Annotated in this window: 14 protein-coding genes; 12 read left to right on the forward strand and 2 right to left on the reverse strand. The window is 71.0% G+C overall.

Annotation, left to right across the window (positions count from 1 at the left end; all coding sequences use genetic code 11):
- From AC3IPY_RS08050 to serA, 8 genes are all read left to right on the forward strand, one after another.
- The gene (locus tag AC3IPY_RS08050) at nucleotides 1-1,803 is read left to right on the forward strand and encodes an acetolactate synthase large subunit (RefSeq protein ID WP_489187890.1); all 1,803 of its coding nucleotides are present in this window, start codon (nucleotides 1-3) and stop codon (nucleotides 1,801-1,803) included.
- A gap of 2 nt (nucleotides 1,804-1,805) precedes the next feature.
- Entirely contained in the window at nucleotides 1,806-2,315 is a 510-nt protein-coding gene (gene ilvN, locus AC3IPY_RS08055) for an acetolactate synthase small subunit (RefSeq protein WP_489187891.1), read from the forward strand.
- Between the two features lie 72 nt (nucleotides 2,316-2,387).
- Nucleotides 2,388-3,416, forward strand: a complete 1,029-nt coding sequence (gene ilvC, locus AC3IPY_RS08060) for a ketol-acid reductoisomerase (protein ID WP_489187892.1) — start codon at nucleotides 2,388-2,390, stop codon at nucleotides 3,414-3,416.
- A gap of 402 nt (nucleotides 3,417-3,818) precedes the next feature.
- Nucleotides 3,819-4,583: a copper homeostasis protein CutC gene (locus tag AC3IPY_RS08065; protein WP_489187893.1), complete on the forward strand. Its 765-nt coding sequence runs from the start codon at nucleotides 3,819-3,821 to the stop codon at nucleotides 4,581-4,583.
- Entirely contained in the window at nucleotides 4,580-5,965 is a 1,386-nt protein-coding gene (locus AC3IPY_RS08070) for a hypothetical protein (RefSeq protein WP_489187895.1), read from the forward strand. The genes AC3IPY_RS08065 and AC3IPY_RS08070 overlap by 4 nt, the downstream gene beginning before the upstream one ends.
- Nucleotides 5,966-5,987: 22 nt before the next feature.
- Nucleotides 5,988-6,461, forward strand: a complete 474-nt coding sequence (locus AC3IPY_RS08075) for a DNA polymerase III subunit gamma/tau (RefSeq protein ID WP_489187897.1) — start codon at nucleotides 5,988-5,990, stop codon at nucleotides 6,459-6,461.
- Complete coding sequence (locus AC3IPY_RS08080; protein WP_489187899.1) at nucleotides 6,458-6,847, forward strand: bacitracin resistance protein; 390 nt, start codon at nucleotides 6,458-6,460, stop codon at nucleotides 6,845-6,847. The genes AC3IPY_RS08075 and AC3IPY_RS08080 overlap by 4 nt, the downstream gene beginning before the upstream one ends.
- Before the next feature lie 167 nt (nucleotides 6,848-7,014).
- Nucleotides 7,015-8,604 carry a phosphoglycerate dehydrogenase gene (serA, locus tag AC3IPY_RS08085; RefSeq protein WP_489187900.1) on the forward strand — a complete coding sequence of 530 codons (1,590 nt, stop codon included), beginning with the start codon at nucleotides 7,015-7,017 and terminating at the stop codon, nucleotides 8,602-8,604.
- 64 nt (nucleotides 8,605-8,668) lie between these two features.
- On the opposite strand, the gene AC3IPY_RS08090 is transcribed toward serA, so the two are convergent.
- Nucleotides 8,669-9,292, reverse strand: coding sequence for a TetR/AcrR family transcriptional regulator (locus tag AC3IPY_RS08090; protein ID WP_489187902.1), 624 nt, complete (start codon nucleotides 9,290-9,292; stop codon nucleotides 8,669-8,671).
- Between the two features lie 165 nt (nucleotides 9,293-9,457).
- Here AC3IPY_RS08090 and AC3IPY_RS08095 point away from each other — a divergent pair, with 165 nt between their 5' ends.
- The 4 genes from AC3IPY_RS08095 (at nucleotide 9,458) to AC3IPY_RS08110 (ending at nucleotide 13,801) form a co-directional block, all read left to right on the forward strand.
- Nucleotides 9,458-11,032, forward strand: coding sequence for an MFS transporter (locus AC3IPY_RS08095; protein WP_489187904.1), 1,575 nt, complete (start codon nucleotides 9,458-9,460; stop codon nucleotides 11,030-11,032).
- A 95-nt stretch (nucleotides 11,033-11,127) separates the two neighbouring features.
- The gene (locus AC3IPY_RS08100; RefSeq protein ID WP_489187906.1) at nucleotides 11,128-12,189 is read left to right on the forward strand and encodes a 3-isopropylmalate dehydrogenase; all 1,062 of its coding nucleotides are present in this window, start codon (nucleotides 11,128-11,130) and stop codon (nucleotides 12,187-12,189) included.
- A gap of 23 nt (nucleotides 12,190-12,212) precedes the next feature.
- Entirely contained in the window at nucleotides 12,213-13,328 is a 1,116-nt protein-coding gene (locus tag AC3IPY_RS08105; RefSeq protein ID WP_489187908.1) for a branched-chain amino acid aminotransferase, read from the forward strand.
- On the forward strand, nucleotides 13,325-13,801 hold the full coding sequence (locus AC3IPY_RS08110; RefSeq protein WP_489187910.1) for a GNAT family acetyltransferase: 477 nt from the start codon (nucleotides 13,325-13,327) through the stop codon (nucleotides 13,799-13,801). The genes AC3IPY_RS08105 and AC3IPY_RS08110 overlap by 4 nt, the downstream gene beginning before the upstream one ends.
- Nucleotides 13,802-13,848: 47 nt before the next feature.
- On the opposite strand, the gene AC3IPY_RS08115 is transcribed toward AC3IPY_RS08110, so the two are convergent.
- Complete coding sequence (locus AC3IPY_RS08115) at nucleotides 13,849-14,529, reverse strand: HEAT repeat domain-containing protein (protein WP_489187912.1); 681 nt, start codon at nucleotides 14,527-14,529, stop codon at nucleotides 13,849-13,851.
- Nucleotides 14,530-14,540 lie beyond the last annotated feature (11 nt).

Raw genomic sequence — 14,540 nt, forward strand, 5'->3', positions numbered from 1 at the left:
ATGACCACGGAATCCAGTCCCGTGCCATCGCCCGCCCTCGTGCCGTCCCACGCACCGGTTGAGATCACCGGTGCCGAGGCGGTCGTCCGCTCGCTCGAGATGCTCGGCATCACCGACGTGTTCGGGCTGCCGGGCGGCGCGATCCTCCCCGTCTACGACCCGCTGCTCGACAGCAAGAAGCTCCGCCACATCCTCGTGCGGCACGAGCAGGGTGCGGGCCACGCCGCGCAGGGCTACGCGTCCTCGACGGGCAAGCTCGGCGTCGCGATCGCGACCTCGGGCCCCGGCGCGACGAACCTCGTCACGGCCATCGCCGACGCCCACATGGACTCGGTGCCGCTGCTCGCGATCACCGGCCAGGTCTTCTCCAACCTCATGGGGACCGACGCCTTCCAAGAGGCCGACATCGTCGGCATCACGATGCCGATCACGAAGCACTCCTTCCTCGTGAAGGACCCGAGCGAGATCCCGGCGACCATCGCGGCCGCGGTGCACATCGCGACCACAGGCCGCCCCGGTCCGGTGCTCGTCGACATCACGAAGGACGCGCAGCAGGCCTCGTTCGCCTTCTCGTGGCCGCCGAAGATCGACCTGCCCGGCTACCGCCCCATCACGAAGGCGCACGGCAAGCAGGTCACGGCGGCGGCGCAGCTGCTCGCCGAGGCCAAGCGCCCCGTGCTCTACGTCGGCGGCGGCGTGATCCGCTCGAACGCCTCCGAAGAGCTGCTCGAGCTCGCCGAGACGACGAACGCCCCGGTCGTGACGACGCTCATGGCCCGCGGCGCGTTCCCCGACTCGCACCAGCAGCACCTCGGCATGCCCGGCATGCACGGCACGGTCCCGGCTGTGCTCGCCCTGCAAGAGGCCGACCTGCTGGTCGCCCTCGGCGCCAGGTTCGACGACCGCGTGACCGGCAAGGCGGCGCTCTTCGCGCCGAACGCCAAGGTCGTGCACGTCGACATCGACCCGGCCGAGATCTCCAAGATCCGCGTCGCCGACGTGCCGATCGTCGGCGACCTGAAAGACGTGCTCGGCGACCTCGTCGCCGCCTACCGCGAGCAGACCTCGGCTGGCACGCCCGACATCGCCGAGTGGTGGGCCACGCTCGACGGCCTCCGCGCCGAGTTCCCGCTCGGCTTCACGCAGCCGAGCGACGGGCTGCTCGCCCCGCAGCACGTGATCCAGCGCATCGGCGAACTCACCGGGCCCGAGGGCATCTACGCGGCCGGCGTCGGCCAGCACCAGATGTGGGCGGCGCAGTTCATCAAGTACGAGCGTCCGAACTCCTGGCTGAACTCCGGCGGCGCGGGCACCATGGGCTACGCCGTCCCGGCGGCCATGGGCGCGAAGGTCGCCGAGCCGCAGCGCGTCGTGTGGGCGATCGACGGCGACGGCTGCTTCCAGATGACGAATCAAGAGCTCGCGACCTGCACGCTGAACGACATCCCGATCAAGGTCGCGATCATCAACAACTCGTCGCTCGGCATGGTGCGCCAGTGGCAGACGCTCTTCTACGACGGCCGGTACTCCAACACCGACCTGAATACGGGGCACGACAGCGTGCGCGTGCCCGACTTCGTGAAGCTGGCCGAGGCGTACGGCGCCCTCGGCATCCGCGTCACGAAGGAAGACGAGGTCGACGCCGCCATCAAACTCGCCCTCGAGACGAACGACCGCCCGGTCGTGATCGACTTCGTCGTCTCGGCCGACGCCATGGTGTGGCCGATGGTGCCGCAGGGCGTCTCGAACAGCTACGTGCAGTACGCCCGCGATCACGCGCCGGCCTTCAGCGAGGAGGACTAAGCATGTCGACCCACGTTCTGTCGCTCCTCGTCGAGGACAAGCCCGGCCTGCTCACCCGCGTCGCGGGGCTGTTCGCGCGCCGCGGCTTCAACATCGAGTCCCTCGCCGTCGGCCACTCCGAGATCCCCGGGCTCTCCCGCATCACGGTCGTCGTCGACGTCGAAGACCTCCCGCTCGAGCAGGTGACCAAGCAGCTGAACAAGCTCGTCAACGTCATCAAGATCGTCGAGCTCGACCAGGCGCAGTCGGTGCAGCGCGAACACCTGCTCATCAAGGTGCGCGTCGACAACACCACTCGGTCGCAGGTGCTCGAGGCGGTGAACCTCTTCCGCGCCCGCGTGGTCGACGTCGCCACCGATGCGCTCGTGATCGAGGTCACCGGCGACTCGGGCAAGACCACCGCGTTCCTCAAGGTGCTCGAGCCCTACGGCATCCGCGAGATCGCCCAGTCGGGCCTGCTCGCCATCGGCCGCGGCGGCAAGTCCATCACCGAGCGCGTCTTCAAGAACTAGAACGGCGGATGCCGCAGACCTCCGTCGAGGCATCCGTCATCGAAACCCCACTACAAGGAGAAAGAGCAGCACATGGCTGAGATCTATTACGACAAGGACGCGGACCTCTCGCTCATCCAGGCGAAGAAGGTCGCCGTCATCGGCTACGGCTCGCAGGGCCACGCGCACGCGCAGAACCTCCGCGACTCGGGCGTCGAGGTCGTCATCGGCCTCAAGGACGGCTCCAAGTCGATCGCCAAGGCGCAGGAGGCCGGCTTCGAGGTCAAGAACGTGGCCGACGCCTCGGCCTGGGCCGACGTGATCGTCATCCTCGCTCCCGACCAGTACCAGCGCCACATCTACGCCGAGTCCATCAAGGACAACCTCGCCGCGGGCAAGACCCTCGTCTTCGGCCACGGCTTCAACATCCGCTTCGGCTACATCGAGGCGCCCGAGGGCGTCGACGTGATCCTCGTCGCCCCCAAGGCGCCGGGCCACACCGTGCGCCGCGAGTTCGTCGCCGGCCGCGGCATCCCCGACATCATCGCGGTCGAGCAGGATGCCTCGGGCTCGGCATGGGACCTCGCGAAGTCCTACGCCAAGGCCATCGGCGGCACGCGCGCCGGCGTCATCAAGACGACCTTCACCGAAGAGACCGAGACCGACCTGTTCGGCGAGCAGTCCGTGCTCTGCGGCGGCGTCTCGCAGCTCGTGCAGTACGGTTTCGAGACCCTCACCGAGGCCGGCTACCAGCCGCAGATCGCCTACTTCGAGGTGCTCCACGAGCTCAAGCTCATCGTCGACCTCATGTGGGAGGGCGGCATCGCCAAGCAGCGCTGGTCGGTCTCCGACACGGCCGAGTACGGCGACTACGTGTCGGGCCCCCGCGTCATCGACCCGAGCGTCAAGGAGAACATGAAGGCGGTCCTCGCCGACATCCAGGACGGCACCTTCGCGAAGCGCTTCATCGACGACCAGGACAACGGCCAGAAGGAGTTCCTCGAACTGCGCGCCAAGGGCGAGCAGCACCCCATCGAGGTCACCGGCCGCGAACTGCGCGCGCTCTTCGCCTGGAACTCGTCCGACGATGACGACTACGTCGACGGCGAGGTCGCTCGCTGACGCTCGCGACCACGCGCGTCGACGCAGTCGCGAGAGACATTGTGCCCATGGCACGCCGACTGCGTCGGCGTGGCGCGACGGCGAGGTCGCTCGCTGACGCTCGCGACCACGCGCGTCGACGCAGTCGCGAGAGACACTGTGCCCATGGCACGCCGACTGCGTCGGCGTGGCGCGACGGCGAGGTCGCTCGCTGACGCTCGCGACCACGCGCGTCGACGCAGTCGCGAGACACTGTGCCCATGGCACGCCGACTGCGTCGGCGTGGCGCGACGGCGAGGTCGCTCGCTGACGCGAGCGGCCCGCACAACTGAACACCCGTCACGGCGGGGCCGACCTCGGTCGGCCCCGCCGTTTCGCGTGCGCTGCGCGGTCAGCGGTACGCCGAACGGGTAGCGTGACGGGGTGAGCCGAAACCTCCCCGTCGAAATCGCCGTCCAGGATGCCGCGGGCACGCGCATCGCCCTCGAGAACGGCGCCGCGCGCATCGAGCTCTGCCAGGCCCTCGGGCTCGGGGGACTCACGCCCTCGATCGGTCTCGTCGAGTTCGCGGTGTCGGTGGCCACGGCGGCCGGGGCGTCGTCGTTCGTGCACGTGCTCGTGCGCCCGCGGGGCGGCGGGTTCGTGTACGACGCCGACGAACTCGACACGATCGTGCGCGACATCCGCTCGGCCGTCGCCGCAGGCGCCGACGGCGTCGTCGTCGGTGCACTCACCGAACAGGGTTTCCTCGACCTCGAGGCCGTGCGCCGGTTCGTCGACGCGGCCGGCGATGCCGACGTCACCGTGCACCGTGCCGTCGACGCCTCTGCGGATGCGCGCGGTGCCGTCGCGGCGCTCGCCGGCCTCGGCGTGCGACGGGTGCTCACCTCGGGCGGAGCGCCCGACTGCCGCCGCGGACTCGCGGCGCTCGAGGACATGGCGGCGGCATCCGGAGTCCTCGAGATCATGGCCGGCGGCGGCGTGAAGATCGAGGACATCCCCGCACTCGCGGCGGCCGGCGTCGACGCCGTGCACCTGTCCGCTCGCGGCCGGGCGCTGCGCGGCGGCGCGAGCGGCCCGGGCGGCGGCGTCGACGGATTCGACGAGACCGATGCCGCGCTCGTCGCGGCGGCCGTGCACGCCGCGGGCGGCGTGAGCGCCGAGGCCGGTTCGACCACGCGCGCATGACCCTCGACGTCGAGCGGGTCGAGCCCGAGGCCTCCGCCACCGGGCCCCGGCTCGAGCGCCCGGGAAACCGGCGACGGGTGCTCGACGCGGTGCGGTCCGTCTCGAGGGCGACCCTCTGGGCGTGCGTCGTCGGCAGCGGACTGGTGCTGCTCTCGCTCGCGTTCCCGATCTTCCTCTTCGTCACCGTGCCGATCGCGCTCGGTCTCGCGATCGCCGCGTGGACCGCGGCGATGGGCGCCGCGGCCGGGTCGCTGGCATGGCGAACCGAACCGGCTCGCATCACGGGAGCGATCGTCGGGGCAGTGCTGGCGCTCGCGATCGTCGTGCTGCTCGGCCGTCGGCTCGGCATCGGCCCATGGGCCGCGGGCGACGACCTCCTCGGCTGGACCGGCACGGCCGCGGTCTGGGGCGGGTCGGGTCTGCTCGTCGTGCTGAGCGTGGCGGTCACTCGGCCGCGCGCGCCGTTCGAGGCTCGCAGCATCGTCTCCCGTGGGCTGCTCGCCTCGGCCGTCGCGGCCTTGACCGTCGTCGTGGCCGCGGCGGTCACGGCGTACTCGCGCCGGCCCTGGTTCGACCCCGACGACACCTGCGGCGGCGACGGCCGGTACGAGGTGCGACCATTTCCGGTGCAGGTCGCCTGCACCGCAGCTCCCGAGACGCCGCTTGCGCCGGAATCGCTCGAGGTGCTCCAGATCGGCGGTGTCGTCATCGCGGGCGTGCTGCTGATCGGCGCCCTGCTCGTGGTGGTGGGCCGCCGCCGCGTGGCGATGGCCGCCGCGGTCGTGTCCGCCTCGACCGCGGCCCTGCTGGCGATCGCCACGGTCGTGGTCGCGCTGCCGCTCGTCGCGAACGACCAGGCGATGCTCATTCGCGGATTCCACGGGACCTCGGACCATGGACTCGAGCAGACGCCGATCCCGGGCACGCCGATGCAGGACCAGGATGCCGCGGAGTCGCCCCCCGCGGACGCGAGTGCGCTCCCAACGCTCGACGTCGCCCGAGCCCAGTTCGCGCAGCTCGCCGAGGCGGCGCTCACGGCAGCGGGCGAGGGCGCGATCTGGCGGGACGAGCCACCGCTCGAGGTCCGCGAGGAGCCGTGCGACGAAGGGGTTCGCCTCGTCATCGACGGCGAGTTCGCGACCGGGGTCATCACCGACACCACGAGCGACGAACACGACCGCGAGGTGACCGCCGGCAACGTGGCGGCGGCCGATCGCATCGCGGAGGCATGGCAGGCGGTCGGCCTCGGCGGCGTCGAGCGGCTGCACGACGAACCGCATCTCGGCCGCGGCTCGTTCGGCGCGGTCGAGTCGGCGCGCATCTCGTTCGACTTCGGCGTGGCACAACCCCGGGTCGAGGGATTCTGCCTCATCGGGGAGTGACGCCGCTGGCTAGGCTGGTGACATGCGAGCAGACTCCGACGACGACGCGCTGCGCTGGGAGGGCGACGACGATCCGACGCTCGCGCCCGGCTGGAAGGCGGTCGGATCCCCGGCCCCCGCCGAGCCGACGGCCGCAGGTGCAGCCGACGCCGACGACGCGGCATCCGTCGTCGAGGAGCCGGCCGCAGCAGACGACGCGGCCGCGACGTCGTCGCAGACCGGCTCGGTCGAGCTCGTGGTGCTCGGCGTGCTCGCGGGCGTCTACCTGCTCTACACGATCGGGTGGCTCATCACCGCGCTCCGCACGTCGTCACCGGGCATCAGCGTCGTGAGCGATGCGATGTACTCGCTCGGCCTCTGGCTCGCGGTGCTGGCCGCGCCCTGCTGGTTCGTGCTGGCCCTGCGCGCGCAGGGTCGACGCATCCGGCTCGTGTGGCTGATCGCGGGCGTGCTCGTGCTCGTGCCGCTGCCGTTCGTGCTGGGGGCGATCGCATGAGCACGGCTCCCGTCGCTCCGGGCCACGAGCCCGGCTCCGCGGCATCCGCCACGGCAGCACGGCTCGGCGGCAGGTCGCTGCCGACCTGGCTCGACGTGACGCTCGCGGTGGCCTTCGGCCTCTTCTACGCCTACGACGTGTGGGAGGTCGTCGAGAGCATCGTGCAGCTGCTCGGCCTCGGCCTCACGTTCAGCGGCGGGGGATGGGCCGTCATGATCGCGGCGCTCGTCGCGCCGCTCGTCTGCTTCGGGGCGGCCTTCGCGCTCGGCCGCCGCACCGGCGTGCTCGGCCGCATCGCGCTGTACTTCGCGGGTCTCTGCGTCTCGGCGGTGCTCTTCCTCAGCCTCTCGGTGCTGCTCGGCCAGATCGGCGGCGTCGTCGCCTGAGCCGGAGCGATTCCGGGCCGCGGCCGGCGTCGTCGTCGCGCACCGTCATACGCACGGAGCGGCTCCGCGGCTGAAGTAGGCTGGGCGGGTTGCGCCCCGACGGCGTGTGGCGCATCCCACCCACACACTGCAGCGCCCTGTGCGCGCAAGACCCGAAGGAACCATTCGTGTCAAAGCCGGTCGTGCTGATCGCAGAAGAACTCTCGCCCGCCACCGTCGACGCCCTCGGGCCCGACTTCGACGTCCGCAACGTCGACGGCACCGACCGTGCAGCGCTGCTGTCCGCGCTCTCCGACGCCGAGGCGATCCTGATCCGGTCCGCGACCCAGGTCGATGCCGAGGCGATCGCGGCGGCGCCGAAGCTCCGGGTCGTCGCCCGTGCTGGGGTCGGCCTCGACAACGTCGACGTCAAGGCGGCCACGACCGCCGGTGTCATGGTCGTGAACGCGCCGACGTCGAACATCATCTCCGCGGCCGAGCTGACCATCGGTCACATCCTGAGCCTCGCGCGGCACATCCCGGCCGGGCACAGCTCGCTCGCCGCCGGGCAGTGGAAGCGGTCGGCGTACACCGGCACCGAGCTCTACGAGAAGACCGTCGGCATCATCGGCCTCGGCCGCATCGGCGCGCTCATCACGGCACGCCTGCAGGCGTTCGGCATGAACGTGATCGCGTACGACCCCTACATCACGGCGGCCCGCGCACAGCAGTTGGGCGTGCAGAACGTCACGCTCGACGAACTGCTCGAGCGCAGCGACTTCGTCACGATCCACATGCCGCGCACCCCCGAGACGCTGGGCATGATCAGCACCGAGCAGCTCGCGAAGATGAAGAAGACGGCCTACGTGGTGAACGTCGCGCGCGGCGGGCTCATCGACGAAGAGGCGCTGCACGACGCGCTTGCGAACGGCGTCATCGCCGGCGCGGCGCTCGACGTGTTCGTGCAGGAGCCGCCGAAGGAATCCCCGCTCCTCGGCCTGCCGAACATCATCGTGACGCCCCACCTCGGCGCCTCCACCGACGACGCTCAAGAGAAGGCGGGCGTCTCGGTCGCCAAGTCCGTGCGGCTCGCGCTCGCGGGCGAGCTCGTGCCCGACGCGGTCAACGTCGCGGGCGGCGTCATCGACCAGTACGTGCGCCCCGGCATCCCGCTCGTCGAGAAGCTCGGCCAGCTCTTCTCCGGGCTCGCGAACGGCCCGCTGACGAGCCTCGACGTCGAGGTCCGCGGCGAGCTCGTCGACTACGACGTGAGCGTCCTGAAGCTCGCCGCGCTGAAGGGCGTCTTCACCAACGTCGTGAGCGAGACCGTCTCCTACGTGAACGCGCCGCTCCTCGCCGAGCAGCGCGGCATCGCGGTGCGCCTGATCACCGAGGCCGACAGCCCCGAGTTCCGCAACGTCATCACGCTGCGCGGCGCCCTCGCCGACGGCACGCAGGTGTCGGTCGCCGGCACGCTCACGGGCACGAAGCAGATCGAGAAGCTCGTCGGCATCAACGGCTACGAGCTCGAGGTGCCCATCGCGACCACGCACATCGTCATGGAGTACGTCGACCGCCCCGGCATCGTCGCGGTCTACGGCCAGGAGTTCGGCGAGGCCGGCATCAACATCGCGGGCATGCAGATCGCCCGTCGCGAGGCCGGCGGCTCGGCGCTCAGCGTGCTCACGGTCGACTCGCCCGTGCCCTCCGAGGTGCTCGAGCGCGTGCGCGAGGCGATCGACGCGCAGATCTTCGTCGAGATCGACATCACCGAGTAACGCACGTCCCGTGGCGGATGCCGCGACCCCGCCGAGCACGGGCGGGGTCGCGGCATCCGTCGTCTCAGGGGAGTTCGGTATCGGTGCCGCGCGAGGTGCGCGAGCCGGCTGCGAGGCGTTCGAGCAGGGCGATGAGGTCGTCCATCTCGGCGGGGCCGAGCGGGTCGGATGCCACGACTGCGGTGCCGTCGTCGTCGGCGGCGGGTTCGGGGCCGTCGGCCTCGGCGCGCAGGGCGGCGTGGTAGTAGAGGCCGTCGCCGATGAGGGTGACCGCGAGCGCCAGCGTGGGGTCGCCGACGTGCCGGCCGAGCACCTCGAGCCACCGGGAGCGCACGTCGTCGATCGCCCGAGCCGCCGCGTGGTCGCCGCCCTGCGCGAGTCGCACGGTGGCGATGAAGGTGCGGTCGAGCGGGGTCTCGAGTTCGACCGATGACCGCACGAAGTAGGCGACGGCGCCTTCGGGCGCGGTGTCGATGAGGGCGACATCGTCGTCGATGAGGCGGTGCAGGCGGGCCAGCAGGCCGCCGATGAGGGCGTCGCGGGTGCCGAAGTGGTAGAGCAGGCCGCCCTTCGAGACGCCGGCGGCGCGTGCCGTGGCGTCGATGGTCGCGCCGCGTTCGCCGTCGGCGATGATGAGGCGCTCGAACGCGTCGAGCACGGCTTCTCGCGCGGCGGGGGGTCGGCTCATGACTCCATTGTGGCGGAGATCCGGCCGGAGATCAGGCGGGAGGTCAGGCGGGAGGTCGGGCCGACGATCGTGGCGGGCTCCGGCGTTGGCGGACGTTGCGGCATCCTGTTACTATACCAACTGGACGGTACAGTAACCGTCCTCCGACCAGAACGAGCGAAACGCATGACCGAGCACATCTCCGACCCGGCGACCCAGACGACCGCCGCGGCATCCGCACCACTGCCGCAGCTGCCCGCACGCGCGCCACGACGGGCCTGGGTCGGGCTCGCGGTGCTCATGCTGCCCGTGCTGCTCGTCTCGGTCGACAACACGGTGCTGAGCTTCGCGCTGCCCGAGATCTCGCTCGCGCTCGGCCCGACCGCGGCCCAGCAGCTCTGGATCATCGACGCCTACCCGCTCGTGCTCGCGGGCCTCCTCGTCGCCATGGGCAGCGCGGGCGACCGCTTCGGCCGCCGCCGCATGCTGCTCATCGGCAGCGTCGGGTTCGCCGTCGTCTCGATCGGCGCCGCATTCGCGCCCACGGCCGAGGCCCTCATCGCCGCACGAGCCGCGCTGGGCTTCTTCGGTGCGATGCTCATGCCCTCGACGCTGTCGCTGCTGCGCACCATCTTCGCCGACCGCGAGCAGCGCCGGCTCGCCATCGCCATCTGGGCGACCGGCTTCGCGGCCGGCAGCGCCCTCGGTCCGATCGTGGGCGGCGTGCTGCTCGAGCACTTCGCGTGGGGGTCGGTGTTCCTGCTCGCCGTCCCCGTGCTGGTGCCGCTCATCGTGCTCGTGCCGCTGCTCATCCCCGAGAGCCGCGATCCGGCGCCCGGTCGCATCGACGTGCCGAGCATCCTGCTCTCGCTCGCGGCCATGGTGCCGGTCGTGTTCGGCATCAAGTCCATCGCGACCGAGGGCTTCGACGGCCTCGGCGTGCAGGCCATCGTGATCGGGCTGTTCTGCGCGGTCTGGTTCGTGCGTCGGCAGCTCCGCAGCGAGACGCCCATGCTCGACGTGCGCCTCTTCGCGAAGGGCTCGTTCGGCGGCGCCGTCATCGTGAACCTGTTCAGCGTCATCGCGCTCGTCGGCTTCCTCTACTTCGTGTCGCAGCACCTGCAGCTCATCGCCGGGCTGAGCCCGGTCCAGGCGGGGGTCGCCCTGCTGCCGGGGCTCGTCGCGATGATCATCGCCGGACTCGTCGTCGTGCCCATCGCGCGGCGCGTGCGTCCGCGCGTGCTCGTGCCCGTGGCGCTCGGGCTCTCGGCCGCCGGGTACCTCGTCATCGCGCTCATGACCGACGCCGAGTCGATCGCGCCGATCGTGGTCGCGTTCGTGCTGCTCGGCGTCGGCATCGGCGCGGCCGAGACCGTCTCGAACGAGCTCATCCTCTCGAGCGCCCCGCCCGCCAAGGCCGGAGCCGCGTCGGCCGTCTCCGAGACGGCGTACGAACTCGGCGCGGTGCTCGGCACCGCGGTGCTCGGCAGCATCCTGGCCGCGCACTACCGCTCGGCGATCGTGCTGCCCGCGTCGCTCACCGCGAGCCAGGCGGATGCCGCGCGAGAGACGCTCGCCGGAACCACGGCGGTGGCCGACCAGCTGCCCGCCGGCGTGGCCGACCAGCTGCTCGCGTCGGCGGCGGCGGCGTTCGACGGAGGCGTGGTGCTCACCTCGCTCATCGGCGTCGCGCTCATGGTCGCCGCCGCCGTGGTCGCCGCGGTGACGCTCCGAAACCCCGCGCCCGTCGCGGGGGACTGAGCGGGCTCTCGACCGCGTCCTCCCACACGTCACGCGGCTTCGCCGGCGGTCCGACGGCGACTACGCTGGGAAGGCTGGCGCACGAAGGAGAGTTCATGGTGAAGACGGTCAAGCTCGCGGTCATCCCGGGTGACGGAATCGGCCCCGAGGTGGTCGCCGAGGCGCTGAAGGCGCTCGACGCGGCCACGGCCGGCACCGACCTGGCCTTCGAGCAGACGCCGTTCTCCCTCGGTGCCGCACGGTACCTCGAGACCGGCGACGTGCTGACCGACGACGACCTGGCCGCCATCAAGGGCCACGACGCGATCCTCCTGGGCGCCGTCGGCGGCGTTCCCGGAGATCCGCGCCTCGCGGGCGCGAACATCGAACGCGGGCTCCTGCTGAAGCTGCGCTTCGAGCTCGATCACTACGTCAACCTGCGGCCGACGGTGCTGCACCAGGGCGTCGCGAGCCCCCTCTCCAGCCCGGGCGACGTCGACTTCGTCGTCGTGCGAGAGGGCACCGAGGGGCCGTACGTCGGCAACGGCGGCGCGATCCGCGTCGGCACTCCCGCCGAGGTCGCCAACGAGGTGTCGGTCAACACGGCGTTCGGCGTCGAGCGCGTCGTGCGCTACGCCTTCGCCGCGGCATCCGCCCGCCCGCGCAAGAGGCTGACCCTCGTGCACAAGACGAACGTGCTCGTGTTCGCCGGTTCGCTCTGGAAGCGCACGGTCGACGCCGTCGCGGCCGAGTTCCCCGACGTGAGCGTCGATTACCTGCACGTCGACGCGGCGACGATCTTCCTCGTGACGGATCCTGCTAGATTCGATGTCATCGTCACGGACAACCTCTTCGGCGACATCCTCACCGATCTGGCCGGCGCAATCAGCGGCGGCATCGGTCTCGCAGCCTCGGGCAACATCAACCCCGATGGTCGATTCCCCAGCATGTTCGAGCCGGTTCACGGTTCCGCACCCGACATCGCCGGCAAGGGCATCGCCGACCCGACCGCCGCCATCGGCTCGGTCGCGCTCCTGCTCCGCCACCTCGGCGAGGCCGAAGCGGCGGCCAGGGTCGAGCAGGCGATCGCCGCCGACATCGCCGCCCGCGGCGACGCGAACCGCTCGACCTCCGAGATCGGCGACGCGATCGCCGCACGTATCGGCTCACTCGACTGACTCATCGCATCGAAGGACACATCATGACCATCAACCTTCCGCTCCAGGCTCCGTCACCCGCAGGTCTCATCTGGCAGACCGTTCGCAACGAGCAGGCGAAATCGCCCGAGGAGCGCGAGGCGGTCCTCGCCGACCCCGGCTTCGGCAATCACTTCACCGACCACATGGTCGACGTGTGCTGGTCCGAGAAGGGCGGCTGGCACCGTCCGCGCGTCACGCCCTACGGCCCCATCGCGCTCGATCCCGCCGCCGCCGTGCTGCACTACGCGCAGGAGATCTTCGAGGGCATGAAGGCCTATCGGCACGCCGACGGGTCGATCCACACGTTCCGGCCGTACGAGAACGCCGCGCGCATGCAGCGTTCCGCGCGCCGCCTGGCGTTGCCCGAGCTGCCGAGCGAGATCTTCATCGAGTCGCTGAAGAAGCTCATCGAGGTCGACGCCGAGTGGGTTCCCGGCGCACCCGAGACGAGCCTGTACCTGCGGCCGTTCATGTTCGCCAAAGAGGCGTTCCTCGGCGTTCGCCCGGCGAAGAAGGTCGCGTACTACGTCATCGCGAGCCCGGCCGCCGCGTACTTCCCGGGCGGCGTCGCCCCCGTGAACATCTGGCTGTCGACCAGCTACGCCCGCGCGGGCAAGGGCGGCACCGGTGCGGCCAAGACCGGCGGCAACTACGCCTCGAGCCTCCTGCCGCAGGCCGAGGCCTACGAGAAGGGCTGCCAGCAGGTCGCGTTCCTCGACGACGCGGGCAACCTCGAAGAGCTCGGGGGCATGAACGTCGTGCTCGTCAAGCGCGACGGCACGCTCGTCACGCCCGAGTCCGACTCCATCCTCGAGGGCATCACGCGCGACTCGATCCTGCAGCTCGCCGCCGATCGCGGTCACGTGGTCGAGCGCCGTCACGTCCCGATCGACGAGTGGCGCGCGGGCGTCGAGTCCGGCGACATCGTGGGCGCCTTCGCCTGCGGCACGGCTGCGGTCGTGGTGCCGATCGGGCGCCTGCTCGCCGAGGACTTCGAGATCGTGCACGCGCACTCCGAGGCATCCGACCTCGCACTGTCGCTGCGTGAAGAGCTCACCGACATCCAGTACGGCCGTCGTGAAGACCGGCACGGTTGGATGCTCCGACTCGACGCGTGAGCCGGGCCGAAGGCCTCACGACGACGGATGCCTCGGCCTCGGCCGTGCGCATCCGCTCGTTCGTGCCCGCCGACACCGAACAGGTCGTGGCGCTCTGGCACCAGGCCGGGCTCGTCGTGCCGTGGAACGACCCGTACCGCGACATCGAACGCAAGCTCGCGGTGCAGCCCGAGCTGTTCCTGGTGGGGGAGTCAGCCGGCGCCCTCGTCGCGACCGCCATGGTCGGCTACGACGGCCATCGCGGCTGGGTCAACTACCTCGCGGTCGACGGCACCCGGCGGGGCGAGGGCCTCGGCCGCCAGCTCATGGCCGAGGCCGAACGCCTGCTGGCCGAGCTCGGCTGCCCGAAGCTCAACCTGCAGGTGCGCTCCTCGAACACCGAGGTCGTCGCGTTCTACCGCAGCCTCGGCTACGGGGTCGACGAGGTGACGAGCCTCGGCAAGCGGCTGATCGCCGACGGGCGGCAAGACTGAGCGACCGCCCCGCGGCATCCGCTCGGCGCGGTGTCCGGCGGGCCCGTTCAGTCCGCCGCCGAAGCCAGGATCGAGGCGGCAGCCGGTAGGGGCGAACGTTCGAGCTCCGCCCGAGCCTGCGCCCCGATGTCAGGATCGGGGTCGTCGAATGCACGGCGGAACAGGCCGGGGGCATCGACCACGTCCGATCCGACGACCCGACCGTCGAGTGGAAGGAAGAACAGCAGCTGCTTGGTGGCGAGCATGTTCACCGCACGCAGTTCGTCGCCCAACGCGTCGCGCACGACCGCGTACCCGGCCGGATTCCCGGACTTCGCCAGGTAGCCGGCGGCGGTCAGCGGGCTCAGGTACGGTCCGACCGGCCGATCGAGCGCCGCCTGCAACCGATGCCCCGCCTCGGGATCCCCCTGTCGCGCCAATGCGTGGGCGGCCTCGACCTGGACGGCGTCATCCGGGTCGTCGAGGAGGCCGCGCAACGCCCCCGCGAGTTCGGGGAACCTCCAGCTCGCGTGCACTGCGAAGCCGAGCAGCGGAGTCCGCTCCGACGCCAGGGCGGCGGCGAGGTGCTCGGCGTCGTCGACGATGCCGTTGCGGGCGAGGATGGATCGGGCCTTCCAGTCTTCGAGGTCGGTGTACGAGAGGTCATCGGGCGGCTCGGGAAGGCCCAGGTCGGGCACGCCGAACTCCATGTCCGGTATCCGGATCGGCTCCTGCTCGTCCTGGCTCACCGTCGACTCCG

This window comes from Agromyces sp. GL_144 (assembly GCF_057834305.1).

Excerpts from the sequence above, each read along its gene's own strand:
- AC3IPY_RS08050 (WP_489187890.1), top strand. The coding sequence starts at position 1 with ATGACCACGGAATCCAGTCCCGTGCCATCGCCCGCCCTCGTGCCGTCC.
- ilvN (WP_489187891.1), top strand. The coding sequence starts at position 1,806 with ATGTCGACCCACGTTCTGTCGCTCCTCGTCGAGGACAAGCCCGGCCTG.
- ilvC (WP_489187892.1), top strand. The coding sequence starts at position 2,388 with ATGGCTGAGATCTATTACGACAAGGACGCGGACCTCTCGCTCATCCAG.
- AC3IPY_RS08070 (WP_489187895.1), top strand. The coding sequence starts at position 4,580 with ATGACCCTCGACGTCGAGCGGGTCGAGCCCGAGGCCTCCGCCACCGGG.
- AC3IPY_RS08075 (WP_489187897.1), top strand. The coding sequence starts at position 5,988 with ATGCGAGCAGACTCCGACGACGACGCGCTGCGCTGGGAGGGCGACGAC.
- AC3IPY_RS08080 (WP_489187899.1), top strand. The coding sequence starts at position 6,458 with ATGAGCACGGCTCCCGTCGCTCCGGGCCACGAGCCCGGCTCCGCGGCA.
- AC3IPY_RS08090 (WP_489187902.1), bottom strand. The coding sequence starts at position 9,292 with ATGAGCCGACCCCCCGCCGCGCGAGAAGCCGTGCTCGACGCGTTCGAG.
- AC3IPY_RS08095 (WP_489187904.1), top strand. The coding sequence starts at position 9,458 with ATGACCGAGCACATCTCCGACCCGGCGACCCAGACGACCGCCGCGGCA.
- AC3IPY_RS08100 (WP_489187906.1), top strand. The coding sequence starts at position 11,128 with ATGGTGAAGACGGTCAAGCTCGCGGTCATCCCGGGTGACGGAATCGGC.
- AC3IPY_RS08105 (WP_489187908.1), top strand. The coding sequence starts at position 12,213 with ATGACCATCAACCTTCCGCTCCAGGCTCCGTCACCCGCAGGTCTCATC.